This is a genomic window from Mesorhizobium sp. WSM4837 (assembly GCF_055811435.1).
Genome location: NZ_JBVVQE010000041.1, coordinates 17036 through 42415, shown reverse-complemented (window position 1 = coordinate 42415; position 25380 = coordinate 17036). Strand labels below are relative to the sequence as shown.

Genomic DNA, 25380 nt, shown 5'->3' with positions numbered 1-25380 from the left:
GCCAGCAAAGCCGGCAGGAAGTACTTCTGACGACGACCGCAGCAGCTTCGTTGCTTACTCGCCGGATACCCCGCGGCTTATCGGCGAAATGAACGGCGTGCTCCACGTTCCGCCGATGAAGAACGAAGACTGGTTGGGACCTTGGCTATTTGTCTGCGTGGCTGGCTGGTCCGCCTGAATGATGCCGCCGGACAGCGCCAGTCCGCGCCCGGCATAGGAGGCGATGCCGGAAAGCCAGATCTTGTACTTCGCCGAATTCGCTTCGGCCTTGTCGATCTTCGCCACACCGTTTGAAATGCTCGCCTTGAGTTCGGCCCCGTCGATCGGCAGTGTTCCGTCAGAGACATCGTCGAGCGCGAAGAACCCGCCCTGTTCATTGTGTTTGAGAAACGCCGGCAGGTTGAACCGGCTCAACGCGCCTTGGCCGAATTTCGCCGAAACCGAGCCGTCGGCATTTTCGAAAATGGAATCCCAGGTTCTGCCCGGCCCCTTGAGGATGACCGAAACGGTTCCGGTGCCGATCGGCACCAGTCGCGTCATTCCGGCTGCGGTGCCAAAAGCCCCGCCGTCGATGTCGGAGGCGAGCAGCCTTATCTCGACCTGCGTGCCTTCCGGCTTGCGGTCAAAACGAAGGCTGCTCTGGATGTTGCCGCCAAAGGCCGATGCATCGGAAATATCGAAGACGGCAAGACCGTTCTTGACCTGGGCAGCGGCGGCGACGTCGGCAAGCTGGATGGCGCCTGCGGTGGCCTGCGCTGCCGACAGTCTGAGATCGAGATCGATGCGGTCGGCGACGCTTATGTCGATTTCGCCGGGGCCAGCGCCGTTCGCGGGCGCCAGGGGTGCGAAGGCGGAGAGAAACGACCGCAGGTCGAGCGTCTCGAAGGCGAGCGTACCGGCGATCACCGGGCGCGCCTCGCCAAAGGAGAAATCCAGCGCACCCATTCCCGGATTGTCGTCCAGGGCGATCTCGGTGTTTTCGAATTTAATGCGGCCGGAGGTCGCCGTGAGCTTGCTGGAAACGGAAACCGAGCCAATTGCTGCGCCCGGCGCGATGCCGGCCCGCGACCATTCGAGCGCGCGCCTGAGCGAGGGTGCGGCAAATTTTGCCTGGCCGTCGAAATAGGCGTTCTCGGACATGCTGGCCACGCCGTCGAACGAAAAACTGGCAGGGGCCGCCTTGAAGGAAAGCGTCATCGGCGCCGCACCTCCGCCAAACAGCACCAGCGGGTTTGACGATGCGGCATCCACGGCGACGCTTTCGCCGCGCCAGATCCCGGTCGCCGACAGCGTCGCATTGCTGTTCATTGCGGCCCAGTTCGCCTGGCCGCTCAGGCTGCTCAGTATCTCAGCGTCCTTGCCATCGACGGAAGTCACCACGCGGCCGTTCCTGAACTCCACGGTGCCGAACGGATCAGCCGGCAGCTTGCTGAGGTCCGGCTTGGCTGGATTGGCGCTGACAACGGCGCGAGCGACGTCGATGGAACGGGTGATGCGCCCGCCCGAAGGCAGGGCGGGCAGGAAAAGTCCATGTGCTGCGCGTTGAACCCTGATCGTCGGCCGGATCAGCCGCGCCGTCGAGAACACCACATTGCCACGCAACGCCGCCATGGCGGAGAGATTGACCTCGACCCGTTCAGCCTCGATCACCGGCGGCGCGTCGGTCTCTGTCCATTGCGAAAGCGTCACGTCGGCCAGGATGGCACGGAAATTCGGCCAGACTTCGATCCGTGGCGCGCCGTCGATGGTGACCCTGAAACCGCTCCACGCACTCATTTCCCAGGCGATGCGGTCGCGCACGATACGGGTCGAGGCGACGAGCGGCAGGGCGGCAACGGCCAGCGCGATGACGAGCACGGCAGCGCCGATCGCCCATATTCCGCGCCGGATCAAAGGTGATGGCATGTCGCCCCGTATGCTTCCGTTCCGACAAAAAATCGCCCGACGGGTGTAACCCCAGTCGTTTACCTACGACTTAGGGCTGGCGCATTTCAAGTCTTTATGGCCCAGCGATGGCATTTGCGCACATCCGCGCCGCCCGGCCGAACAAAATCTTGCTCTGCTGCGCTGCGATATGCATAAGCGATGCCAATGCATGTCGCCAAAATGCGCAACGTTTTTGGATAACGACATGATAATAACAAAAGTCTAAAGCGCGTCGCGTGAATCTCTTCAAGCGTAACGTGCTTTAAGGAGGAACGATCATGGCTGGCGACGCACCGCTCTGGATACCGACCAAAGACCAGATCGACGCGGCGCCGATGACCGCCTTCATGCAGGCCGCGGCGGCCGCAACCGGCGGGTTTTTTCCCTCCTACGGCGATCTTCATCGTTGGTCGATCGACGATCGCGAGGCGTTCTGGAGCCTGGTCTGGGACTTTTGCGGCATCGTTGGCGACAAGGGCGCCAGCGGGGGAATCAGTGGCGGCGAGCACGTGCTCGTCGATGGCGAGAAGATGCCCGGCGCCGCCTTCTTTCCCGACGCCAAGCTTAACTTCGCCGAGAACCTGTTGAAAAAAACCGGGCTCGGTGACGCCATCGTCTTTCGCGGCGAGGACAAGGTCGAGCGCCGGCTCTCCTGGAACGAGTTGCATGCGCTGACCTCGCGGCTGCAGCAGCTTTTCCTGTCGCTCGGGGTGAAAAAGGGCGACCGCATCGCTGCCATGATGCCCAATATGCCGGAGACGGTCGCGGCAATGCTGGCGGCAGCCTCGATCGGGGCCGTGTGGTCGTCCTGCTCTCCCGATTTCGGCGAGCAGGGCGTTCTGGACCGGTTCGGGCAGATCGAGCCTGTCGTCTTCATCGCGCCTGACGGTTACTGGTACAATGGCAAGGCGATCGAGGTTGCCGACAAGATCGCCGCCGTCGCGGCAAAGCTCGTCACCGTCCGCAAGATCCTGATCGTCGACTATCTCGGCACGTCGATCGATGTGGCGGCGATCATCGAGAAGGCGACTGCGCTGGACGAGGCGTTCTCATCCTTCGCTGCCAAGTCGGTCACCTTCGAACGGTTGCCGTTCGCGCATCCGCTCTACATCCTGTTTTCTTCCGGAACGACCGGCATTCCCAAATGCATTGTCCATTCGGCCGGCGGAACGCTGATCCAGCATGTCAAGGAAGAACGGCTCCACGCCGGCCTGCTCGACGGCGACCGCTTCTTTTATTTCACCACCTGCGGCTGGATGATGTGGAACTGGCTGGTCTCCGGCCTGGCGTCGGGCGCAACCCTTCTGCTTTATGACGGGTCGCCCTTTTACCCTGACGGCAACGTGCTGTTCGACTTCGCCGACGCAGAGAAGATGACCTATTTCGGCACCTCGGCCAAATTCATCGATTCCGCGCGCAAGGCCGGCCTCAGGCCGATCAACACGCACGATCTTTCCAGCGTGCGCACGATCTCCTCCACCGGCTCGCCACTGTCGCCGGAAGATTTCCGCTTCGTCTATGACGGCATCAAGAAAGACGTGCATCTCGCCTCCATCTCTGGCGGAACCGACATCGTCTCCTGCTTCGTGCTCGGCGTGCCGACCCAACCGGTATGGATCGGAGAGATCCAGGGACCCGGCCTCGGCCTCGCCGTCGATGTCTGGGACGACGACGGCCAGCCGCTCAGGCAGGAAAAGGGTGAGCTCGTCTGCACCAAGGCGTTCCCGGCGATGCCGATCGGCTTCTGGAACGATCCCGAAGGCAAGAAATACCACGCCGCCTATTTCGAGCGCTTCGACAATGTCTGGTGCCACGGCGACTTCGCCGAATGGACCGCCCATGGCGGCCTGATCATCCACGGCCGTTCCGACGCGACGCTCAACCCGGGCGGTGTGCGGATCGGCACGGCGGAAATCTACAATCAGGTCGAGCAAATGCCGGAAATCCTGGAAGCGCTGTGCATCGGCCAGGATTTCGACAATGATGTGCGGGTCGTGCTGTTCGTGCGGCTGGCGGCCGGCGTTGAACTCGACGCCGAGCTGGAAAAACGCATCCGCGCGAAAATCCGCAGCGGCGCGAGCCCGCGCCACGTGCCGGCTAAAATCGTCGCCGTCGCCGACATTCCACGCACCAAATCGGGCAAGATCACCGAGCTTGCGGTGCGCGACGTGGTGCATGGCCGCGCCGTCAAGAACAAGGAGGCGCTGGCCAATCCCGAAGCGCTCGAGCTGTTCCGCGACCTGCCGCAGCTGGCCGATTAGTTTCTCGAGGTCCAGGACATGCGATCCGTCACGCGTTCAAACGGAGCCGAGCATGGTTAACGAAATATCTCGCTCGAATTTACCTAGATTTCATGAGTGGTACACATCGGTAAATTTTTCTCGGTGCCGGTAAGGTTTTGTTAAGGGCCGACATCGATAGTCGTGCGTAACTTGAGGGAGAAATCCCGTTCCTCTAAATCCCAAGAGGATCTGAATTCGCTCAAGCCCCCGATGTACAGCAATCGATCATTCAAGGCGTCCTGTTGGACGCCTTTCTTTTGTGTGCCGAGCATGAGCCAAAGTGGACACCGGTTTGGGAAAATCCAATGCTCAAACAAAGAGATAGCGCGGCGACACGGACGACTGAAGATCCGCTGCCCTAATCCGCCAGCACGCGGGTCGACGGGAAGGCGACTTCGACCAGGGTGCCCTCGCCGGGTGTCGAGTTGATGGTGAACCGGGCCCGGTTCGCCTCGACCATGGCCTTGGTCAGCGGCAGCCCGAGACCGGTGCCGTCGCCGCGCCCGCGCTTAAGCGCGTTGAGCTGCTTGAACGGCTTGAGCGCCTGCTCGATCTCGGACTGGCTCATGCCGATGCCGGTGTCGCGCACGCGCATCACGACGTCGCCGGAGTTCTCGTAGGCTGTCGATACGATCACCTGGCCGCCGGCCTGCGTGTAGCGGATGGCATTCGACAGGATGTTCAGCGCGATCTGGCGCACGCTGCGCAGATCGGCCACCACTTCCGGCAGCCGGGAGGCGAAGCTGGAGCGGATGATGACGCGTTCGCGGTTGGCTTGCGGCTGCATCATCGCCACCGTCTCGGCCAGCGTGTCGTTGAGCGACACTGCCTCATAGGCCATCTCCTGCTGGCCGGCCTCGATTTTCGAAATATCGAGCAGATCGTTGACCAGGTCGAGCACATGGTTGCCCGACCGGTTGATGTCGCGCAGATAGTCGCGGTAGCGGTCATTGGCGACCGGTCCGAATTTCTCGTCGACCATCAGCTCGGAGAAGCCGATGATGGCGTTGAGCGGCGTGCGGATTTCGTGGCTGATGCGGGCGAGGAAGTCGGTCTTCTGCGAGGAAGCGCGCTCGGCCACGGCGCGCGCCTGGGTCAGATCCTCTTCGGCCCGCTTCCACTGGGTGATGTCGCGCACCACCGCGCAGAAGCCGCTGTCGTTGGGCAGCCTGCCGATGGTCATGAACAGCGGAATGAAGCGCCCCTGCGCCTCGCGTCCGATCACCTCGCGGCCGTCGTTGAGCACGCTCGCCACGCCGGGCTCGGACAATCCGTCGATATAGTCTCGCGCGGCGCGCTGGCTTTCGATCGCGAACAGCGAGACGAAGGGTTTTCCGGTCACCTCGTCGCTGTCGAAACCGAACAGCGCCTCCGCCGGTCGGCTGATCGAGCGGATCGTTCCGTCTCGGCCGATCAGCACGACGCCGTCGGTCGCGGTGTCGATGATGGTGCGCATCTCGGCAATGCGCGCCTTGAGCTCCGAAGTGTCCGGCTGCGTCTGGTCGTCGGCGGCACCTGCTGCCTCGTCGTCGCCGGACCGGCGCACGACCAGCATCAGCGCCTTGCCGCCACGCCATGGCACCGAGCGCAGAATGGCCTCGATCGGGAACTCCTGACCGTCACGCGTCTTCAACCGCAGCGCGTGGTCGGTTCCATCGGAGGCGCTGCCGTCGTAAGGATCGGCAAACAGCGCGTCGAGGCCACCGGCATCCTCCAGCTGGTCGAGCGTGTCATAGCCGGTCAGGCTGAGGAATTCCTCGTTCGCATAGTGAAGATCGTCGCCGGAATGGATCAGCAGCGGCACCGGCAGCTTGCCGAGGATCGAAATGTCCGGAGCCTTGTTGTCGTCCGCGGTCGAAAAAGCCGACGGCACGAACGCTTCGAGCTTGAGCGGCGGCACCGGCAGGCGCGGCCGCTCGACCGTCGCCGGCTCGACGTCGCCGGCATCGCCGATGCCATCGGTTGGCGAACCGGTTTCGTCGTCATCGGGTCGCGCCGAGTCCTCGCTGTCTTCTGCATCGCGGAAATCGGCGGCCGTCATGCTGTCGGCGTCTTCGGCGATCGATCGACTGGCGGCGTCGGTGGGCTCAGCGATCTCCTGCGCCGGTTTGTCCGGCTCGGAGACCGGCGCACCGTCGCCATCGTCGGCTACGTAGTCCCGGTCGGCATAGTCGAGCAGCGAGCCTGAGAGGTCGGACACGGTTGCTTGCGGCTGCTCACCGTCGAGCCTTGCGACATCCTTCTCGTCTTCGACATCGGTTTCGGTCGGTTCCGCCGCAGCCGGCTCTGCCGCAATTGCGGCAGCGGGCTGTTCTGTCGGGGGATTGTCCTTCTTGAGCCGCTCGCCGATCTCACGGAATGCACTGCGTTCCAGCGTCGACAGGCCTTTGTCGTTGGCCGGCTGCCTGTGCTCCGCCAACCGGATCACCTTGTCGGCTAAGCGCCGCTCCGGCTTCGGCACGATGGTCAGCGCCGGCACCTCGCCCTGGAACGGGTCGGTTTCGTCAGGCGTTTTGGCGGCTTCCGGCTCGCCGGCCACGGGGACGTCGGCATTGGCGACAAGCGCCATGCCGATCGCTTCCGGATCGACCACCGCATCGCCGGTGCGAGCAACGCCGAAACCGCGAAAGCCTTCGAAGGCACGGCTGCGGCCGTAGACGGGCAGCGCCGCCAAGTCGACGGGTATCTTGAAATCGGTGCCGGCGACCGGCCACAGCACCGAGCGGCCGGACCAGGTATCGCGTCGGTCGAGCAGACCGGCGATGTCGCCGGTCGCATCGAGGTCGAAGGTGGCCGCGACGTCCCTGAAGCGCCGGCCGATCACATCGGCGGCAGGCTTGCCGACGAGTTCCGCGAATTCCGTCGACAGCGCATTGAATCTGCCCTCGGCGTCGGTGCGCCAGACGAAACGCAGGGGCGCCGCCGCGCGGTCGATCGAGGGGATGGCATTTTTGACCGGGGAGGCGGCCCTGACGGCATTTTGTGCGAAGCTTTCCGCCGAAGCATCCGCCTCGACAGGATCGGATGCATCCGGTCCCGGCTTTTGCGCCTCCTCCTCGCTGGCGCTGAAATACCAATGGTCATGCTGTGGAGGTATCCCGCCGGCCGCTTCCGGACCCTGCTCGGTTGAATCAGGCGCAGTTGAATGAGATCCGGTCGAATCGAGCCCAGTGGAATCGGGCCCACTGGAATCGGGAACATCATGCTCCGCCGACAGCGAAGTGTCTTCGTCGGCTGCCGCAACTGTCTGCTCTGCCGCAGCCGTTTTCGCGACTGTTGCCGGCGGGTTGTCCTGTTGTGCTTTTGGCGGGACTGCGGCATCGGCCGCCGCCCCTGCGCTGAGCACGCCAGCAGGGGCTGCTTCGGAGTCCAGCTGGTTCTCGTCGATCACCACCAGCAGGTGCCGCTCGTCAGTCAGCCGGGCGAGGCCGGCCGGGTAGGAAGCGGTGCCGCCAGGAACGAGGCGTTTGACGACGCGACCGCTCTCGTTCGCAACATCGGCGACAAGCGCTGTCAGCGTTTCGGGCAGGATGCCGAGTGCCGAAAAACCATCGGAAGCGGCCTCTATGTTGCCGTTGGCATCGACGAAGGCGATGAAATGACCGTCTTCGGTAAAGCCGCTGATGGCCCGAGCGGCAAGCTCGGCGGCGCTGCGCGAGCCGGTCTGCGTCGCCGGCACCGCCAGCATGATGGCGTTTTCGCCGTCAGGCATTGTCACCGCGCTGGCCAGAAAGCCAACCGCGCGGCTGGTCAGCCCGGTTGCCAGCCGCACCGTGATGGCGCGGTCGCGGCCGATCTGTGGAAAACCGCTTGTTGCCATGATCTGGCGCCTGGCGATCGGCGGCAAGCCGGCCGAGGCGCCGATGATCGCCTCGATGTCGGGGTAGCCGAACACCGCTGCCCCTGGTCCGTTGGCCCAGATCACCTGTTCGAGGTCTGCCGACAAAAGAGCGATCGCGTCGCCGGCGGCAAAGCGCTGGCGGACCGCGTCGAGCACGGCGACGTCGAGGAAGGAGTAGTTTTCAGACGGCATGCGCTTTGGGAACCCTTACGAAGCGGGCAGTTTGCAGTTAACGCTTTGTTAATAAAAGCCGACGGTGCGAAGGTCCACAAGCCATAGCGTGCAACCGCCGGAATCTCTGGGCGCGTGGTTAACGCTGGGAGAGAAAATTTATGGTGCGCTGCAACAAAGATATTGCAATGCACAAGATTTGCCTTTATATTGCCATCATACATGAACGAGACGGCTTTCCTATCGAAGCCGCTACCACTGCAAAGGATGGAAAATTGTCCAGGACCAAGACCGCTGATACTATCGAAAACGTTGAATTCCCGAGCTTCGACGCTTCCAAGGCCACCGACCAGATCCGTGCTTTCGCCGAAAAGGGCGTCGAGCAGTCGAAAGAGGCCTATGCCAAGCTGAAGACCGGCGCCGAAGAGACCCAGAAGGCCCTTGAGTCCACCTTTGAGACCGCCAAGACCGTTTCCAACGACCTGTCGCTCAAGACCATTGCCGCTCTGCGCGCCAATACTGAAGCCGGCTTGTCGCATTTCGAAGCTCTGATCGGCGCCAAGTCGCTGTCGGAAGTCGTCGAACTGCAGACCGCATTCCTGCGCAAGCAGGTCGAGATGACTGTCGAGCAGGCAAAGGATTTCCAGACCGTCGCCTCCAAGGCGGCCGAGGACGTCTCCAAGCCGATCAAGACCGCCTTCGAGAAGGCGATGAAGGAAGTTAAGATCGCATAATATTTGCGCATAGTTCGAAGATGCAACAAAAGGTCGCATTTCTTCGAACAGGATTATGTGAGATATAGTGGTCCAAGCGAATACCCGGCGGGTGGAACCTCCTCCCTCTGCTCTCCGGGATGACCAGCCAGCACCTCCTCCCGCTGGCTCGGAACAGGAAAAGGCCGGCACCTCCTCCCGCCGGCCTTTTTCTTTGCCCGGCGAATATGATGTCGGTGCCGGAGCACCCTTTGCCTACAGCGCCGGGCGCCTTCCTGGACGCGCAAAGCACGCTGCGGAACCCTGGGATTTTGCGCATGATCCCCAGTGAAATCGATTCTGATTTTCCGGGCCGTGCGCGGCCAAAAGCCTTGAATTAAACTCCGATAGCCCGTATGGACGCATCGCCGAACGACAGAGCGGGTCTCGGAGGATGAACGTTCCATCCCGCTCAGGCGAACGTGCCGTTGTAGCTCAGATGGTTAGAGCGCCGGATTGTGGATCCGGAGGTCGCTGGTTCGATCCCAGCCAACGGTACCATTGGTGCACGGTCGCCTTCTTCGGTTTCGGCCGCTTCTCTTGGCTACAGATGTCCGTTCTTACGGAGGGACCGGTCGGTGCCCCGCTTGGTTCGGATTCCTGATGCATGTTGCGCAAAAGCATGCCCTCGGGCCTGACCCGAGGGTGCGCAGCGTAAAGCGCTTCGCATGAATTCCTTCAAACGCGACGCGCTTTAGCCTTTGTCGAGCTTCCGAGTAACGGCGATGTGATGCAAGATTTAGTTACCCACCATCTCAGGCAACACGTGCGGCGAAGATGTCCTTCTTCACCACCGCATGCACCCCCCAGTTTCCATCGACGACTTGGGTGATGCCGAAGTCTACTCCGATCGACATCAGGGAAATCGCCTCGTCCTCTGACAGTCCTTTGGTTGTCATGAGGAAGTGGCGCATCTTCCGGAACGCATCGCGCAGCGCTCTGTCGACAGACGACTTCGAATAGATGTCGCTCTGAGCGCTCGGTCCCAGTTCCTCAAGATAGTTGGCGTAGGAAAACCCATGCACCAGCCAGTCCGTTTGCGTCTCGAGCATGGGGTAGTTGAGCTCCTCGAGCGGTGTGCCGGCTAGGTCCGCTTTCTTGTGCAAGATGAGCTGGAACGTGCCGGTGAGCGAGCATTCGATCGCCGTCCCGCATAATTCGCTGTCGCCTTGGCTGGCATGGGGATCACCGACCGAGAGCAGCGCGCCGTCGACGGAGACCGGATAATACATCGTGGCGCCCTTGCCGATGCGCCAGTTATCGATGTTGCCGCCGGTGTAGCTCGGCGGGATGGTGTCTACGACGTCCGCTTCTTTCGGTGCCAGTCCGATCGTGCCAAAATGCGGGCGAATGGGCAGTCTCACGCCCTTCAGCACGTCGTAGTTTCGTTTGGTCAGGCTGTGGTCGACCGGAACCCCGGGATAGTCGATCGTGTCATGCCTGACGCCAAACGGGTCAGTCTGCGGCACCCATTGGAAATTGTAGACCGCTTCGGCCCAGCTTTTGCCGCCGGCAACGTCGACCTCGTAGATGGTGACGACCTCGCGCTTGGTGCCGCCAAGGAGATCATTGTAGTGGAAGCCCCAATTGGCCGCCGCGTTGGAGCCATATGATTTGCCGCTGAACTTGGGATTGCCAGAGGGACGCGGCCCGCAATCGAGAATCCGCACCTCTAATATGTCGCCCGGCTCCGCGTTGCGGACATAGACCGGGCCCGGTCATGATGTGCACGCCCTGCCCCTCACCAGAGCCTTTCTTGTACTTGGCCGGGTCGGTAGGGCCGGCACCGCGGCGGTCGACGCCCTTCTTCTCTTTCGTCCAGAGATAGACGCTCTCTGCACCCTCGTCGCCGTCAACCATGCGCTCCAGGTCATCGCCCGCATGGTGGGTGAGCGACTCGATCGTGACGATGTCGCCGGAATTGACCTCGATGCGCGGCTTCAGCGATTTGCTGAAGTAGCCCAATGCACGGTCTCGGCGTTGGCCGGCAAATAATGATAGGCGCGTTGTGCAGGCAGCTTCGATGACGTGGCCTGCGCCAGTGCGGGGGTGACCAGCGAGATGCCACCGGCGCCCAGCGTGGCCAGACCGCTGGCCGCGAACAGGCCCCCTTCAGAAAGCCGCGTCGCTCGGCATTTAGATCTTGCTTCAACTTGTTGTAGTGAAGCTCGAAATGCGGACAGCTGATATCATCGCCTTTGCACATGAACAGTCCCCTTGTTTTTGTTGGAAGGAATGTGCGCGATTTTATGCATCACGCGCGCCATCGGCAATCCAGCCAGCCGGCCGCGAAATCAATGCATCGCGCTGTTGCGTAAATAAATACGGGTCAATTCAATGGCTTACGCTCACGCCGGCAAGACCGGCGAGCTTGAGCTCCGCCTGGTGAAAGGGTAAAGTCAAGAGATTGTTCGCATGCGCACAAATACTGTCGCCGGCGTCGCGCTAAAGTGAATCTCGGCGGGCGGGTCTTATGATGGACGTAACGCGCCCCGGAAAGGCCGCTGCAGTATGCAACAAGGACCCCCTTCTCTTATGGTTGCGGCTCTGCGATCGATCGACCATCTGCCCCTCGAACACCGCGACAAGGCGTGGCTCGACTGGTTTGAGGAGCTTTCGCTTTCCGTCTCTGTCGACGACCAGCCGATCCCGAGAGGCACCATGCACCTGCGGGCAGCGAACGCCACCACGCGCCTCGCCGACGTCTCTGGTACACCCCAGCGCATCGTGCCGATGCGCCGGGACCACGGGATTCTATTCGCTCTCATCGTTGCTGGGCGCGGGCGTCTTGTCGCCCCGCACCAGGCGTTCGATCTCGCTGACGGCGACATGATGGTGCTCGGCACGGCCGACGACTGGTCTATGACCTTTCGCAGTGACTTCCGCGCGTTCATACTTCAGGCGGCCGCCGGTCCACTGGAAGCACGGCTGGGCCGCAGCGGCATCCGCTTGCCGAAGGTGCTAGGCAGCACCGTCGTCGCTGCGGTTGCGAAATCCGCATTGCGAACGCTGGGCTCCAATCTCGAGACTTCCGGTGCGGCCGATCTGACAGCCGCCGAAGTGGCTTTGACGGAACTCGTGGCAAGCGCCCTGCTTGGCGAGGTACGTGAGCCCGCTGGCAGCCTGACCGGGGTGCAAGCGGCGCATTTCAGGCGCGTCGCGGCGACGATTGACGCCCGGCTGTCGGACCCGGATCTGGCCTTGGCCCTGATCGCGAGACTGGAAGGGCTTTCCATACGCTACGCGCAAAAACTGTTCGAGGGGCGCGGCGAAAGCTTCTCCGAATATGTGCGCCAGCAGCGCCTCGAACATTGCCGCATCGACCTGGCGGATCCCAACCATGCACATGAAAGCGTGGCCGCGATCGGACAGCGCTGGGGCTTTCGCGATCAATCGCATTTCAGCCGCACTTTCGGCGCGACGTTTGGAATGAGTCCCAGGCAGGTGAGGCGCGCTAGGTCGCAGACGGAGGAAGCTTATCCGCTGCGAGGCAAACCGGACGGCCGCAAGTCGGCGGCGGCGCGGCCGGCCCCGATGCTGCAGGCCGCTATGGATCGCCCACCAACGGCAAGAGCCCGCGAACGCAGGGACCATTGGCATTTGCCAGCAACAGCGGAGACCGTGCATTGGGGCTTTTTCAGCCGCTCGCTGCCGCCGGTGTTGCGCGTCGATCCGGGCGATTCAGTCACCGTTGAGACACTCACTCAGCACGCGGGCGACGACTGGCAGCGGATGGTGGCGGGTGACAGCGGGGCTGAAAGCGTGTTCGATTGGTCACCCGAACACAAGCGCGTCGACCGTCGCGGGGCCGGTCCGGCAAACGCTTCCATCTTGGGCGCGGCGCTGGCGAGGGGTTCGGCGTTCACATCATGACTGGCCCGATCTATGTGCGCGGCGCCGAGCCTGGCGACGTGCTCGAGATCGAGTTCGTCGAAATTCGGCCACGGCCGAGCGCTGCCTTTCCCGGCAAGGCCTTCGCATCGAACGTATCGGCGTGGTGGGGGTATCAGTATCACGACCTTCTGGACCGGGATGCCAAACGCGAAACGGTGACTATCTTCGAGATCGACATGCGGTGCCCGGCCGCAGCGCGGCCGCTGTACAGCTACGAATGGCAGCCGCAGACCGACCCCTTCGGCGTTGTCCACGCGACGATCGACTATCCTGGCATACCCGTCGACCACAGCAAGGTTTCGCATCGCGACTTGAGTGGTAGCGGCGTGCGCATACCGGCGCGCCTGCACTTCGGGTGCATCGCGGTGGCTCCGCGCGAGGCCGACCTGGTCGATTCCATCCCGCCGGGCTATTTCGGCGGCAATATCGACAATTGGAGGATCGGAGCCGGCGCGAAGCTTTATTTGCCCGTTGCGGTTCAGGGCGCACTGCTCTCGCTCGGCGATGGACATTTCGCGCAGTCGGACGGCGAGATCAATGGCACGGGTCTTGAGTGTTCGCTGACCGGCGACATCATCATCAAGCTGCATAAGGCGGGCGAAGGGTGCCCGGCTTTCCTGCGCGGTCTCAACTCGCCGCTCATCGAAACCGAGCACAGCTGGGTGATACAGAGTTTTAGCCATCCCAACTACCTCAGGGACCTCGGCAGCAACGCGCAGTCGGACGTCTACAAGACATCCACCATCGAGTTGGCGCTGCGCAACGCCTTTCGCCAGACGCGCCGATTCATCATGCAGACATACGATCTCACGGAGGACGAGGTGTTGAGCATCATGTCGCTTGCCGCCGACTTCGGCATTACGCAAGTCGCCGACGGAAATTTCGGCGTGCACGCCACGATCACCAAGGCCGTGTTCGGCGAGCGACAGCACAGCCAGCGCACCGCTCGCCCCTGACCACCCATGATCAGAGATCACGCAGCGGTTTCATTGATGGCGTGTGCCCTCACAACTCCGTGGCGTGCTCTTTTAGTGTCACCTCAAGCGCCTGGCTTAGCGGCACCGCCTTGGAGAATAGGAAGCCCTGAGCAGTTCTGCAGCCGAGCTTGTACAGAATTTGCCGGTCCGCCTCTGTTTCGACGCCCTCGGCCATGACATCGATCCCGAGCGCCCGACCAAGATCGATCACCGTTTTGACAAGCAGCCGGTCCTCCCGAGACTTGGCCAAGCCACGGATGAAGCCTTGATCTATTTTCACCTTGCGTATCCGACTGTCCTTGAGCGATGCCAACGTGGAAAAGCCGGTGCCGAAGTCATCGAGCGCGATGGAAATGCCGGCATGTGAAAGCCGTCCGAGCTTTTCATCCAGTCTTTCCGGGTCCACTGGAGATTCTTCGGTAATCTCAATTTCGAACATCGTTGTCGGGAGGTCTTTTGCCGCCAGACCATTCAGAACCATGTCGTCGATATCGCCGGCTTCCAATTCGCGCGGTGAAACATTCATTGCCACACGAACATCTCGACGGTCAGCTTTCACCAAGCCGTCGATAAGAGCGCAACAATCGGAGAATACCGTTTGCGTTAACAGTTGAAGCATTCCGGTTTCGCGTGCGGCTGTCATGATTTCGGGTGGAGAGATGGAACCATGGATCGGATGGGACCATCTCAGCAAGGCTTCAAAACCGATCACGGCCTCGGTATCGAGTCTTACGATGGGCTGGAACCAGGGTGCCACCCTTCTCGCCTCTATCGCCGAATGAAGGTCGCGTTCGATGGACTGGCGACGTTGCAATTCCCTGTCGAGTTCGGCATCGAACAGGCGAAATTCGTTCCTGCCACGACGCTTGGCCGTGTAAAGAGCGACATCCGCCCGCAGCAACATTTCCGTCAGCCCCGGCCTTTCAGCCAAGTATATTCCGATCGATGCACCGATCCGGACGGACGCGACTTTAGGATAGGGGCTGGCGACTCTGGCTATGATGTTGGATGCGAGGGTACTGGGAGAAAGCGAACTCCTGAGTGAGGGAAAAAACAGCACGAACTCATCGCCGCCGATACGGGCGAGCGTTGAGCCTGCCGGCGCTGACTGCTCTATGCGGCGGGCGATCATGATGAGCAGTTCATCACCGGTCCTGTGACCGTAGGTATCGTTGACAGATTTGAAGCCGTCCAGATCAATCAGCATTGCAACGAACGGGCCGTCCGTATTCTCGAGCTGATTGATCGCGTGTTCGAGGCCCCGTCTGTTGAGAAGGGCCGTTAGGTGGTCCTCCCTGGAATTGCGCTCCATTTCCGCCGCAAGCCGCTCCGCCTCATGTCTCAGGCGGCTTGCTTCGCGGAAGCGGGCTTGCCCTACAAACGAGCCTCGAACCAAGCCGCCCACGAAGAGCAGAACGGCAAAGGCCAGAATGTAATCTTCAAAGTTGCCTTTCGCGAACAGGCAACCCATCGCGATCACAAGCGGCGGCGTAATGAAGTTGATCGCGGCCGCGGCATATGAACTGCCGTATGTAACCGCACCAGCTGAGATGCCCGCCAGAATAATCAGATGCAGCGGCGCTTGCGGCGTTGTGTAGCCAACGGTAAGGACGGCAAGAAAGGACCAGGCAAACCCTGACAGAAGAGCAAGGATGCCAAACCAGCGAAGCCGCTGCGAAATCCCTGTTAAATCGCCCTGATCCCCCGTCTCGTTTAGCTGATAACGGGCGAGTCCGAGGCGGGCGGCATTTATCGCATTGATAACCAGGAACCAGATTGCGGCGGCAAAGCCCCCGCCAGAAAAGGCCTGCACCGTCAAAATCAGGCCTGATAGCATAGTGCTTATCGGCATCGATACGAAGAGACCGGCCTTCAGATCAGCAAGCTGATCTTGAAGGATTCTGGCCTCCAGCGCGTTTTCTTTCTTTAGGGCCATAGACCAGTCGGTTCGCTTCCCATGCCGATTCGCAACGTAAGCTTATGCAAGCCCACTGAAGGACGGGTTAACTACTCATTGTATCAGCCTTCTGCGAGGCCTTTGTATGAATCCTCCTCATTTGTGCGGTGATAGAGAACATGGATGGGCAGCATCCTGACGCTCGGGAATAACTTAAGGCGCGTCGCATGCATCCGTTCAAACGCGACGTGCTTAGGGGCTGCGCTGCCTACCTGTCAGCCGCAATCGTCGCCTGCAGCCATTGCGTGATGGCGTCGAAAGCGATCGGTCTGGTCGTATCGACGTCAAGCAGCGGTCCGCGCCGCAGCGGCTCGGCGCGCTTGGCCAGTTCGATCAGCTCGGGGATGTAGGCCGCGCCGGGATGGCCGGCGGGACGCTGGTCGAGCCTTGCGCGATAGCGCTCGGCCAGAACCTCGCCGGGCGCATGGCACCAGATCTCGGCGGTCTGCTCGACGCCGGCGCTGCGCAGGTGATCCTCGAGCACCTGGCGCGGTTGGAAGCCGAACCAGGCGTCGATGACAAATATGGCGCCCGCCGGGGCCTCGCCGACGACCGACCAGATGGCCTGGTAACTGGCGCGGCCGAGTATGCGGTTGAATTCGCGATCGCCGCCGCCGAGCACTTCGAGGAACGGGTTCTTGATCGTATCGAGCGCCAGCAATGGCCAACCCATGTGCGCGGCGATGCCGCGCGAGACCGTGCTTTTGCCGCTGGCGGGGATGCCGTTGACGAGCACGGCGCGCCTGGTGCGATCGAGCCGGGCGGTCGGCAAGGATACTGGCGGGGCTCCTGCAACTTCTGATTGTGCAACTGCCGGTTGCTCGGCGAGCGCTTGCAGACCGGCGCCGATGACCCCGGCGTCGTCACCCAGTTGCGCCGCTTCCACCGGGCATTGGTACCAGGGCGCTAGGGCAGGAGCCCTGGCAAGCGCCCGATGGGCCGCCAGGCCAAGTCCGCCGCCGAGCAGCACCAGGTCGGGGTCGAACATGGCCACGGTCGTGTCGATTGCCGCACGCAGCGGCCCGGCCCAGGCTTCCAATATACCGCGCGCCAAGGGATCGCCGCCCGCATCCCGGGCAAAAAGCTGATCGACCGAAACGTCCGGACCGAGGCCTGCCCGCGCGATGTGACGGCCAAGTGCGGTACCTGAGCTTGTGGTTTCAAAGCAGCCGCGCCGGCCGCAGACGCACGCTTCGCCTGATATGTCGACGGTGATATGGCCGAGCTGCCCCGCCGTCCCCTTGCCGCGGACGATCCGCCGATCCTGGACCACGGCACCGCCAATGCCGGTCCCGATCGTGAACATGACGATGCTTTCATGGCCTCTGGCGCCGCCGAGGGCCATTTCCGCGACCAGTGCCATGTTGCAGTCATTGTCGATCACCACGGGCTTGCCCGCCAGGCTTTCCAGTCGTTGCGCAGGGGAGACCGAGGCGAGGTTGACATAGCCCCCTGACAAGACCGCGCCAAGCCGCGCATCGACGCGGCCGGGGACGCCGATGCCGATGGCCGCAACTTCGGGACAATCGAGCCGGCGTACCATTTCGGCGATCCGGGAGAGCACGAGTTCGGGGTCCGGCGCGCTTTTCTCGGAAATGCGCTCGAGGATTTCGCCCGTGCCGGAAACACGGGCAGCGCGCAGATTGGTGCCGCCGATATCGATTCCTATGGCCATCGAACCAGAGCCTGTTCCATTTCGACTAAATCGAAATGGGGCTCTATCTTGCTGTTTGACCATGATCTTCTCCGAAAACCGGTCCATGACGTCCCGTGCGTGCCTGGTGTGAACGTCGGGTAGCTACAGCGCCGCGCATCCTGGTGCGCACAGGACGCTATAGTACTTTGATTTGCGCATGATCCTTTTCGAAGATCGACTACGATTTTGCATCGCGGACCTTCGGTTCGGAGTCATCGTGCTAAGCGGCTTTCTGCCGGTAATTTCCGATCACCGCCTGAAGCTCGCGCAATCTCGACACCGCGATAGTCCTGAGCCTTTCACGCTGAATGTCACGGTCGAGCGAGATGCAGTCCTTCCACAGCGACCGGCCGGCGATGACGCCTGACGCGCCGTTCCTCATCGCGATCTCGACCTGGCCCAGGAAGGTTGCGTGGTTGACGCCGGCGGAGAGGACCGCCCAAGGCACCTCGCCAGCCATGCTGCTGATCCTGGCGCAGGCTTCCGGCGTTCCGGGATAAGGAAGCTTGAGCACCTTTGCCCCGCATTCCAGCGAAATACGGGTGCCCTCTTCGACGAGCCAGGGGATCTTGGCCGTATACTCTTCAAGGCTTTCCGCTTCGAGCTGATAGGTCAGGAACTCGACGACGAGCAGGAGGTCCTCTTGCGCGAAATCGGCGATGCATTGGCGCAGAATGGCGACATTGTGCTCGTTCGCCTCAGGCCTGTCGGGCCTGAGATAGACCATGATCTTGCCGCCGGTGCCGCCGAGCTCGCGCACGCGGCGCGCGCCGATGCCGGGAACGAGACGCGACAGGCGGTAGCCGGCAGGCGAGACGTCGAAGCCCGAAGCGTCGAGGCCGATGAGCAGAGCCGTATCGCGGCTCAGCACCCCGTCATCGACAACCCGCGGCACCGCGCAGAGCGGGTCGAGCAGCACGCAGGATGCCTGGCTGGCGAGGTATCGCGTGATGTCCGACTTGGTGTCGCCCAGCATGTCGTTGGTGATCTTGGCCTGTTCTTCAGGGTCCGACGCAAGCAAGCTTCGCATGCCGCCGCGCTGGTCACAGGCGATGGCCATCATCGACCCGTCCTTGCCGCATATCTGCTGGTAGCCGCGCAACTCTGCGGTCGTCATCTTTGTCATGGGTCTTCTGTCCGATGTTGGCGCCCATTCACCGGGGCGCAGATCAGTGGAAACAAGAAAGGTTCAGTTTTACCTGCCTCCCGACAGGAGGTTTTGCCGCTTTGCTGCGCTATCGGACCGAGAAATTCGGCCTTGGCCGCAATCTGCCGTGGAAACCAGCCCACGTTGCGAGTCAGCCGGATTTGCGCGATAACTCCCATCGGTCGATGGGTCTGTAACACATTGCTGAAAGGAATTGCAAGCTGTCTGCACCTCCCGCACAAGATGCAGCCGCATCGCGGACGATGCTGCATACGGTCGCCAAACTGCACTATGAGGCGGACATGTCGCAGGTCGATATCGCGCGGCGGCTTGGCGTCTCCACCGCGACCATATCGCGCCTCCTGCAGCGGGCGAGAGCGGAGGGCATCGTGCGGATCGAGGTTCTCGATCTTGCAACCCTCGAAGGCATCACCACGCAACTGGTCGAGGCACTCGGGCTGCGTGACGCGGCGGTCATCGAAACGCCGTCAGCCGGTGCGCTGGCGGCGCTCGCTGCGCCGCTCGGCGCCTTGCTCAAGCAAGCGGGACTGACGGCCGGCAAGGTTGTCGCCATCGGCTGGGGGCGAGCCATTCGCGAGGTGATCCAGGCAGGCCTGCCGCGCATTCCTGGCGTTCTTACCGTCGCTGCCACCGGCGGCATGCAGCAGCAGGCGGCGCATTTTCAGATCAACGAGTTTGTGCGGCTGGCCGCAGAAGAGTTGGGCGGGACGCCGCATTTCATCCATGCGCCCTATCTGCCGTCGTCCGAATTGCGTAAGGTCTTCCTCGGCGATGCGGCCATCCGCGACAGCGTCGCGCTTTGGGACCGGACCGACGTTGCGATCGTCGGCATCGGCCTGCCCCATGCCATCAATCCGCCCGAAGCGAGCGCGGCCACGCTGAGCGAACAGGCCCTGTTTCATGCGGCGGGAGACGTCATCCGCCACTACTTCGACGCCGAAGGGACACACATCCCGTGGGAGGGGGAGGGCCGGATGATCGCAATGTCGCCGGCCCAGCTTCGAGCCGTCCCGCTGGTGATCGGCGTTGCCGCCTCGCCGGAGAAGGCGAAGGCGATCATAGGTGCCGTCCGCGCCAGGCTCATCAATGCTCTGGTAACGGACACGAAGTCGGCCCAGGCCATTATCGAGGCTCTCTTGCCCCGATAATGCTGGGCACGCCGATACGTGACATCGGCACAGCTGATCGATTCCAGACCGATCGACACCCAACCCGCAGCCGCGAAATCATCGCCGCGAAATCATCAGTTGTGTCGTCAAGGCGTTGGGGCAATAGTCTGCGGGAGGGGCTCTGCGGAGCAGACAGATGGTGTCCGGTTTGAAAGCGTTTCGACCCCGGAAATGTGCGGTTGCAATTTCTTTCAGCAAAGTGTTACAACATTGCAGCTAGGCAAGCATGCGCGCCGAGCGGCGCAGTTTCCTGCACCTTGCGGAGGCTCGTAACGGGACTGCGCATCAGGCTGGTCGGTTTCGACGGTCGATTTAATGACTGGGGCGCTTGGGAGGAGGCTGCCCCATAACAGCAAGCAGGCGAAACCCGCTTCTCGCCGCCAGCACTTCACAGAGCCGGGACGACTCGCAACGGCAAAATCTGCCAACATTAGGAGGAGGATGTTATGAAGAAGATTGTTGCCGCTCTGGCGGCTCTCGCCATCTGCGCAGCGGCGCTGGTCACGCCCGCATTGGCGCAGGACAAAAAATACACCATTGCGCTCATTCCGGGTCTTACTACCGACGGCTTTTACATCACCATGCGCAAGGGAGCCCAGGCGGCAGCCGATGCCCTTGGTGTGACCCTGGTTTTCCAGGGCGCCCCGGATTTCAATCCGGTAACGCAAGTCCCCGTGCTTGACGCGGTCATCGCCAAGAAGCCGGATGCCATCCTGATCGCGCCGACCGACAAGGTTCAATTGGTCGAACCCCTGCGCAAGGCCCATGACGCCGGCATTCCGGTGATCACCGTCGACACCTTCATCGGCAGCGGCGTCTACCAGACCGGCGCCGGCGAGGCGGATTTCCCACTGTCCTATATTGCCTCCGACAACATTCTGGGCGGCGAGATCGCCGCGCGGGCATTGGCCAAGGCCATAGGCGACAAGGGCAAGGTCTACGTTTCGAACGTCAAGCCCGGCATTTCGACCACCGACCAGCGTGAAGAGGGCTTCAAGAAGGAGATGGCGGCCAACCATCCCGGCATCACCGTTCTCGAAACCCAGTTCAACGACAATGACGCCAATAAGGCCGCCTCGCAGCTGCAGGCTGTGTTCGCGCGCAATCCCGATCTCGTCGGGGTGTTCGGCGCAAACCTGTTCTCGGCGCTTGGCGCGGCGAATGGCGTCCAGCAGGCCGGGCAGACCGGCACCGTCAAGGTCGTGGCGTTCGACGCGCCGACCAGCATTGCCGACAACATCAACTCTGGCCTTGTCGACGTCGCGATTGCCCAGCATCCCGCGGAAATCGGCTATTTCGGCGTCGTGTCGGCCTATGCCCATCTGACCGGCCAGTCGATCCCGGTTGCGATCGGCACCGGCTTTACGATCATGGACAAGGCCAACATCGCCGACCCGAACATCTCGAAATACCTCTATTCCGAATAAGTCCAGCCAGTCTCCTTCCGGCCTGCCGGAAGGAGACCTGCGCCGGGTCGCTTTGACCCTGTTTGTCGGAGGCCGCTCTGCGGATCGGAACCATCCATGACTTCAACATCACCAACCGAAACGCATGTCGCTCCTCAGGCGGATCACGGTGATCCGGCCAGGAGCTGGCTCGCACGCATCGCCGAAGGGCGCGCCTGGCTGTTCCTTGCGGGCCTGATCATCTGTTTCGAGGTCTGGTCGAGGCTCTCCTTCGGCGCGACCTTCGTGCTCAACCCGTTCAACGTGCAGTCCATTGCGATATTCGCCGTGGCGCCGTTGCTGCTGGCGACCGGGCAGACCTTCGTCATCATTTCGGGAGGCATCGACCTCTCGCTGGGTTTCATCATGGGTCTCGCGGCCGTCGTCGCCGCCCACGCTACGAATATGGCTGGCGTCGCCATGCCGGTGCCTCTGGCCATGATGTTGGGCATTCTGGCGGCCGTGATCGTCGCCGGCGTGCCTGGCGTCATCAATGGCTTGCTGATCTCGCGCCTCAGAATTCCCCCTTTTATCGGCACGCTTGGCATGTTTGGCGTGGCGCGCGGCGCTGCGTTCCTGCTGGCCGGCGGCACGACGGTGCCGGTCCAGAATTCCTGGTTCGCGCTGCTTGGCAACGGCAGGTTCTACGGGGTGCCTTATCTCGTCATCATTGCCGCCGTCTTTGTCGTGGTGATGCACTACATCCTGAGCCAGACCCGGTTCGGCCAGCATAACTACGCCATCGGCGCCAATGTGCAGGCGGCGCGCCGCGCCGGCATCGACATCAGGGGCCACATCCTGCGCCTCTACGTGCTTTCGGCGATGTGCGCCGGCCTCGGGGGCGCGCTCTATGCAGCGCGCTTCACCGCGGGCGCCGCCCAGGCCGGCGAGCCCTTGCTGCTGGACAGCGTGGCAGCCGTGGTAATCGGCGGCGCCAGCCTGTTCGGTGGCTCAGGCACCATCTTCGGGACGGTCGCCGGCGCCTTGGTCATCGCGGTCATTCAATACGGGCTGGTTTTCGTCAATGTCGAGCCGTTCTGGCAGTTCATCGCCGTCGGCCTCGTCATCATTATCTCCGTCCTTATCGACCAGGCGCAGCGCCGGTTCAGTGGAGCTCGCCAGGATGAATAGTTCCGAACCAACCACCCCCCTTCTCGAAGTCCGACACCTTTCCAAGCATTTCGGTGCGGTGCAGGCGCTGAACGATTTCTCCATGGCCGTGCGGCCGGGCGAAGTGGTGGCGCTGGCCGGCGACAACGGCGCCGGCAAGACGACGCTGATCAAGGCGATATCGGGCGTCTTTCAGCCGACCGGCGGTGAAATTCTGCTGAGGGGGCAGCCGGTCACCTTCGCGACGCCGCAGGAGGCGCGCGAAAAAGGCATCGAGACCATTTACCAGGATCTCGCTCTCGCCGACAATTTATCCATCGGCGCCAATATCTTCCTCGGCCGTGAACCCATGCGCAAGGCTTTCGGTTTCTTGCCGGTGCTCGACCGCAAGGCGATGGCCGTCGCCGCCAAGCAGACGATGGGGCGGCTGGACTTCCATGTCAGCCGGCTCGACGCCCCGGTCAGCAATTTCTCCGGCGGTCAACGGCAGGCCGTTGCCATCGGCCGGGCCGTCTACTGGGATGCGCAGATCCTGATCATGGACGAACCGACCGCGGCCCTCGGGGTGCCGGAGCAGCGCAAGGTCATCTCGCTCATCCACCAGCTCAAGGCGCAAGGCCGGGGAGTGATCTTCATCTCGCACAATCTGCAGGACATTTTCGCCGTTTCCGACCGTATCGTCGTGCTGCGCCGCGGCATCCAGGCCGGCGAGCGCAAGATTTCGGAGACTAATCATGACGAAGTCGTCAAGCTCATGGTTGGCGGCTAATGCATGTCGCCCAAAAGCTTGCCCTCGGGCTTGACCGAGGGTGCGCAGCGGTTTTGGGACAACGACATGCATAAAAACAAGAACCTAAAGCGTGTCGCATGAAAACCCTTCAGACGCGACGCGCTTTAGGCCGATACTTTCGATTGCTGAAGCAATGCACGTCCCGAGGGAATGAGCTTCCCGAGTGGCGAGCCGGCCAAGCCGGCAATTCTCCGGCGAGAAGCGACTGCGGCAGGATCGCCGGCACGGCTACCGCGCCAAGCTGCTCAGCATCTCAATGCGCCCGCCCGATTTCCGGCGAAACATGCTCGCCCCAACGATGACAAAATGCCATCCAGATACGCTCGGCGCGGCGGAAAGAAGCAGGTCGGCGAGCAGAGTCGACATTGCCTGAGGATGTCACTATATAGCGGCGGCTTTGGCCGCGTATCCTAGGGTTGCGCAGCGAATGGCGCCGCAAACGTGCCGCGTAATGTGATACCTATTGTCATACAAATTGACTGGTTTGCCGGAAAATAACAAGTAGAAACAATGGCGCGATCCGGGACCTGATCCCAGCCAACGGTGCCAGTCTGCTCAGGAAAATAGAATCTCCTTCAGAATTAGAATGTGCTCCTTGAACCTTCGATTTCCGTCAGCCCTGTGGAGCTTGGGCAAGATCGGCTTGCCGGGTGACGGCGACTCGGTTGGAATAGGAGCGTGCATCTTTTCGGGGATGCCGGCGTTTATGATTACCAACCGGCGCAGCCGCCAGGGAACAGCAGCATGAGCGAACACGCGATCGAGTTCTTGCAGGAGTGGATCGGCGAAAAGGTCCACTGCCAGTCCTCGCTGGACAGGATCGAGGAGCAGGCCGAGACCCTCGCCAAGGAATGCGCGGCGAAGGCTGCTGAGGCCGGCATACCGCTGGAGGATATCCAGGAAGAGGTCGGCGACATTCAGGAACTTATCGCGTCGAGGCTGGAAGAGGCGGCTGAGGCCGACCAGGACGAAAAGAATTCGGACAGGCCTGCCGAGTGACCTGCCGACCGACCCCGGCAAAAGGCGTCTATTCACCTGTGCGATGCGTGACACGCCACACAGTTCTACTTTCTCTGCCTAGCCCCGAATTTGCTCTTGAGCCATGCCTTTGGCAGCGCCGGCACGAAATTGCCGTCGCGCCCGGTCATGTCGTCATTGGCGGCCAGCGCATTGAGGATAGCTTCCTCCACACTCCCGATCACGGCGTCGAAGAACGGGTCGATGTCGGTATCCGGGATAAAGTCGGCGCTGGCGATGCGGCCTGACGGCGCCATCGCCGCCTCGCGGTTGGCGGTCGAAAAGGCCAGGAAAATATCGCCCGAGCTGTGATAGCCGAAGCCGCCGGTCATGGCGACGCCGAGCGGCACCCGGCGTGCCAAGCGCTTCATCTGATGCGGCAGCAACGGCGCATCGGTGGCGACGATCCCGATGATCGAGCCCTTCTCGGCGCGCGGCGTGCTTTCGTGGATCGCCGGTGCCACGAGATCGGGCCCGGCGCGCAGGCCGCGAATGGTAAAATTGCTCCGCGTGCCGAAATTCGCCTGCACGAACGCGCCGACCGTGTAGCGCCGGCCGTACCATTCGACGAGGCGCGATGCCGTGCCGGAGCCTGCCTTGAAACCGAAGGCGATCATGCCGGTGCCGCCGCCGACGCTGCCTTCCTCGATCGATCCGCTGGTCGCGCCATCGAGGGCCGCGGCGACATGCTCAAACCCGAGATGGTGGCCATTGATGTCGTTCAGGAAGCCGTCATAGGTCTCCGCCGCCACCGGCAGGCCCCAGCCGCTGTCGAGCGCGGCCGGCAGCACGCGCTGCATCCAGCGCAGCGTGCCGTCGCGTGAAACGCCGCAGGAATGCGTGTTGGTGATGGTGATCGGAAAATTGAAGGCACCGGTTTCCTCGATGATGTGCGAGCCGGTCAATTCGCCATTGCCGTTCTGGCCGAAAATGCCGGCAAACACCGGCGTGGCCAGTTCGGCGCGCGGTCTGGGCAGGATGGCGGTCACGCCGGTGCGCACCGGCCCCTCGCCGACCACCAGCGCACCTTCGCCCGAAATCAGCGTCGAATAACCGACCGCAACGCCAGCCACATCGGTGATGGCGTTGAACGGTCCGGGCGTTCCGTCAAAACGAATGCCGAAGGCTCGCGCACGCGGCCTGCCGGAAGGCGTCGTCTGGTGATGTGGATTGCCGGAAATCATC

The 25380-nt window shown here is 62.1% G+C and carries 15 protein-coding genes, 1 tRNA gene and 1 pseudogene; 10 read left to right on the top strand and 7 right to left on the bottom strand.

Features of this window, described 5'->3' with window-relative positions:
* Positions 1-54: 54 nt before the first annotated feature.
* Positions 55-1905 (bottom strand): AsmA family protein, encoded by a 1851-nt coding sequence (locus tag AC0L3D_RS22555; RefSeq protein WP_023800321.1) that lies wholly within the window; start codon positions 1903-1905, stop codon positions 55-57.
* A gap of 299 nt (positions 1906-2204) precedes the next feature.
* On the opposite strand from AC0L3D_RS22555, the gene AC0L3D_RS22550 reads away from it, so the two are divergent.
* The gene (locus AC0L3D_RS22550; RefSeq protein ID WP_023800322.1) at positions 2205-4187 is read left to right on the top strand and encodes an acetoacetate--CoA ligase; all 1983 of its coding nucleotides are present in this window, start codon (positions 2205-2207) and stop codon (positions 4185-4187) included.
* Between the two features lie 379 nt (positions 4188-4566).
* Here the strand turns inward: AC0L3D_RS22550 and AC0L3D_RS22545 are convergent, their stop codons facing one another.
* Positions 4567-8241: a PAS domain S-box protein gene (locus AC0L3D_RS22545; RefSeq protein WP_473645858.1), complete on the bottom strand. Its 3675-nt coding sequence runs from the start codon at positions 8239-8241 to the stop codon at positions 4567-4569.
* Positions 8242-8495: 254 nt separating this feature from the next.
* On the opposite strand from AC0L3D_RS22545, the gene AC0L3D_RS22540 reads away from it, so the two are divergent.
* Both AC0L3D_RS22540 and AC0L3D_RS22535 read left to right on the top strand, forming a co-directional pair.
* Entirely contained in the window at positions 8496-8954 is a 459-nt protein-coding gene (locus AC0L3D_RS22540) for a phasin (RefSeq protein ID WP_128166139.1), read from the top strand.
* A gap of 442 nt (positions 8955-9396) precedes the next feature.
* A tRNA-His gene (locus tag AC0L3D_RS22535) sits at positions 9397-9473 on the top strand.
* A 254-nt stretch (positions 9474-9727) separates the two neighbouring features.
* On the opposite strand, the pseudogene AC0L3D_RS22530 reads toward AC0L3D_RS22535, so the two are convergent.
* Positions 9728-11178 (bottom strand): annotated as a pseudogene (locus AC0L3D_RS22530) (acetamidase/formamidase family protein).
* 329 nt (positions 11179-11507) lie between these two features.
* Here AC0L3D_RS22530 and AC0L3D_RS22525 point away from each other — a divergent pair.
* Together AC0L3D_RS22525 and AC0L3D_RS22520 are read left to right on the top strand one after the other, a co-directional pair.
* Entirely contained in the window at positions 11508-12845 is a 1338-nt protein-coding gene (locus AC0L3D_RS22525) for a helix-turn-helix domain-containing protein (RefSeq protein ID WP_473645857.1), read from the top strand.
* Complete coding sequence (locus AC0L3D_RS22520; RefSeq protein WP_473645855.1) at positions 12842-13822, top strand: acetamidase/formamidase family protein; 981 nt, start codon at positions 12842-12844, stop codon at positions 13820-13822. Before AC0L3D_RS22525 ends, AC0L3D_RS22520 begins: the two co-directional genes overlap by 4 nt.
* A gap of 49 nt (positions 13823-13871) precedes the next feature.
* On the opposite strand, the gene AC0L3D_RS22515 is transcribed toward AC0L3D_RS22520, so the two are convergent.
* The 3 genes from AC0L3D_RS22515 to AC0L3D_RS22505 all read right to left on the bottom strand — a co-directional run bounded on the left by AC0L3D_RS22515 (position 13872) and on the right by AC0L3D_RS22505 (position 18622).
* Positions 13872-15779, bottom strand: coding sequence for a putative bifunctional diguanylate cyclase/phosphodiesterase (locus AC0L3D_RS22515; protein WP_473645854.1), 1908 nt, complete (start codon positions 15777-15779; stop codon positions 13872-13874).
* 229 nt (positions 15780-16008) lie between these two features.
* Complete coding sequence (locus AC0L3D_RS22510; RefSeq protein ID WP_473645852.1) at positions 16009-17475, bottom strand: ROK family protein; 1467 nt, start codon at positions 17473-17475, stop codon at positions 16009-16011.
* A 241-nt stretch (positions 17476-17716) separates the two neighbouring features.
* On the bottom strand, positions 17717-18622 hold the full coding sequence (locus tag AC0L3D_RS22505; RefSeq protein WP_287225455.1) for a tagatose-bisphosphate aldolase: 906 nt from the start codon (positions 18620-18622) through the stop codon (positions 17717-17719).
* 284 nt (positions 18623-18906) lie between these two features.
* Between AC0L3D_RS22505 and AC0L3D_RS22500 the strand changes: the two genes are divergently transcribed.
* The 5 genes from AC0L3D_RS22500 to AC0L3D_RS22480 all read left to right on the top strand — a co-directional run bounded on the left by AC0L3D_RS22500 (position 18907) and on the right by AC0L3D_RS22480 (position 24177).
* Positions 18907-19812, top strand: coding sequence for a sugar-binding transcriptional regulator (locus tag AC0L3D_RS22500; RefSeq protein WP_473645850.1), 906 nt, complete (start codon positions 18907-18909; stop codon positions 19810-19812).
* Positions 19813-20279: 467 nt separating this feature from the next.
* Positions 20280-21260 carry an ABC transporter substrate-binding protein gene (locus tag AC0L3D_RS22495; RefSeq protein WP_023800330.1) on the top strand — a complete coding sequence of 327 codons (981 nt, stop codon included), beginning with the start codon at positions 20280-20282 and terminating at the stop codon, positions 21258-21260.
* Positions 21261-21356: 96 nt separating this feature from the next.
* Entirely contained in the window at positions 21357-22409 is a 1053-nt protein-coding gene (locus AC0L3D_RS22490; protein ID WP_027156329.1) for an ABC transporter permease subunit, read from the top strand.
* On the top strand, positions 22402-23157 hold the full coding sequence (locus tag AC0L3D_RS22485; RefSeq protein WP_023800331.1) for an ATP-binding cassette domain-containing protein: 756 nt from the start codon (positions 22402-22404) through the stop codon (positions 23155-23157). The genes AC0L3D_RS22490 and AC0L3D_RS22485 overlap by 8 nt, the downstream gene beginning before the upstream one ends.
* A gap of 765 nt (positions 23158-23922) precedes the next feature.
* Positions 23923-24177 carry a DUF768 domain-containing protein gene (locus AC0L3D_RS22480; protein ID WP_023800333.1) on the top strand — a complete coding sequence of 85 codons (255 nt, stop codon included), beginning with the start codon at positions 23923-23925 and terminating at the stop codon, positions 24175-24177.
* A 65-nt stretch (positions 24178-24242) separates the two neighbouring features.
* Here AC0L3D_RS22480 and AC0L3D_RS22475 read toward each other — a convergent pair whose 3' ends face one another.
* On the bottom strand, positions 24243-25376 hold the full coding sequence (locus AC0L3D_RS22475; RefSeq protein ID WP_287225858.1) for a DmpA family aminopeptidase: 1134 nt from the start codon (positions 25374-25376) through the stop codon (positions 24243-24245).
* Between the last annotated feature and the right edge of the window lie 4 nt (positions 25377-25380).

Bases quoted from the DNA above. Each gene is read 5' to 3' on its own strand.
- AC0L3D_RS22550 (WP_023800322.1), top strand. From the start codon at position 2,205: ATGGCTGGCGACGCACCGCTCTGGATACCGACCAAAGACCAGATCGAC.
- AC0L3D_RS22545 (WP_473645858.1), bottom strand. From the start codon at position 8,241: ATGCCGTCTGAAAACTACTCCTTCCTCGACGTCGCCGTGCTCGACGCG.
- AC0L3D_RS22500 (WP_473645850.1), top strand. From the start codon at position 18,907: ATGCTGCATACGGTCGCCAAACTGCACTATGAGGCGGACATGTCGCAG.
- AC0L3D_RS22510 (WP_473645852.1), bottom strand. From the start codon at position 17,475: ATGGCCATAGGAATCGATATCGGCGGCACCAATCTGCGCGCTGCCCGT.
- AC0L3D_RS22515 (WP_473645854.1), bottom strand. From the start codon at position 15,779: ATGGCCCTAAAGAAAGAAAACGCGCTGGAGGCCAGAATCCTTCAAGAT.
- AC0L3D_RS22555 (WP_023800321.1), bottom strand. From the start codon at position 1,905: ATGCCATCACCTTTGATCCGGCGCGGAATATGGGCGATCGGCGCTGCC.
- AC0L3D_RS22520 (WP_473645855.1), top strand. From the start codon at position 12,842: ATGACTGGCCCGATCTATGTGCGCGGCGCCGAGCCTGGCGACGTGCTC.
- AC0L3D_RS22485 (WP_023800331.1), top strand. From the start codon at position 22,402: ATGAATAGTTCCGAACCAACCACCCCCCTTCTCGAAGTCCGACACCTT.
- AC0L3D_RS22480 (WP_023800333.1), top strand. From the start codon at position 23,923: ATGAGCGAACACGCGATCGAGTTCTTGCAGGAGTGGATCGGCGAAAAG.
- AC0L3D_RS22490 (WP_027156329.1), top strand. From the start codon at position 21,357: ATGACTTCAACATCACCAACCGAAACGCATGTCGCTCCTCAGGCGGAT.
- AC0L3D_RS22495 (WP_023800330.1), top strand. From the start codon at position 20,280: ATGAAGAAGATTGTTGCCGCTCTGGCGGCTCTCGCCATCTGCGCAGCG.
- AC0L3D_RS22505 (WP_287225455.1), bottom strand. From the start codon at position 18,622: ATGACAAAGATGACGACCGCAGAGTTGCGCGGCTACCAGCAGATATGC.
- AC0L3D_RS22525 (WP_473645857.1), top strand. From the start codon at position 11,508: ATGGTTGCGGCTCTGCGATCGATCGACCATCTGCCCCTCGAACACCGC.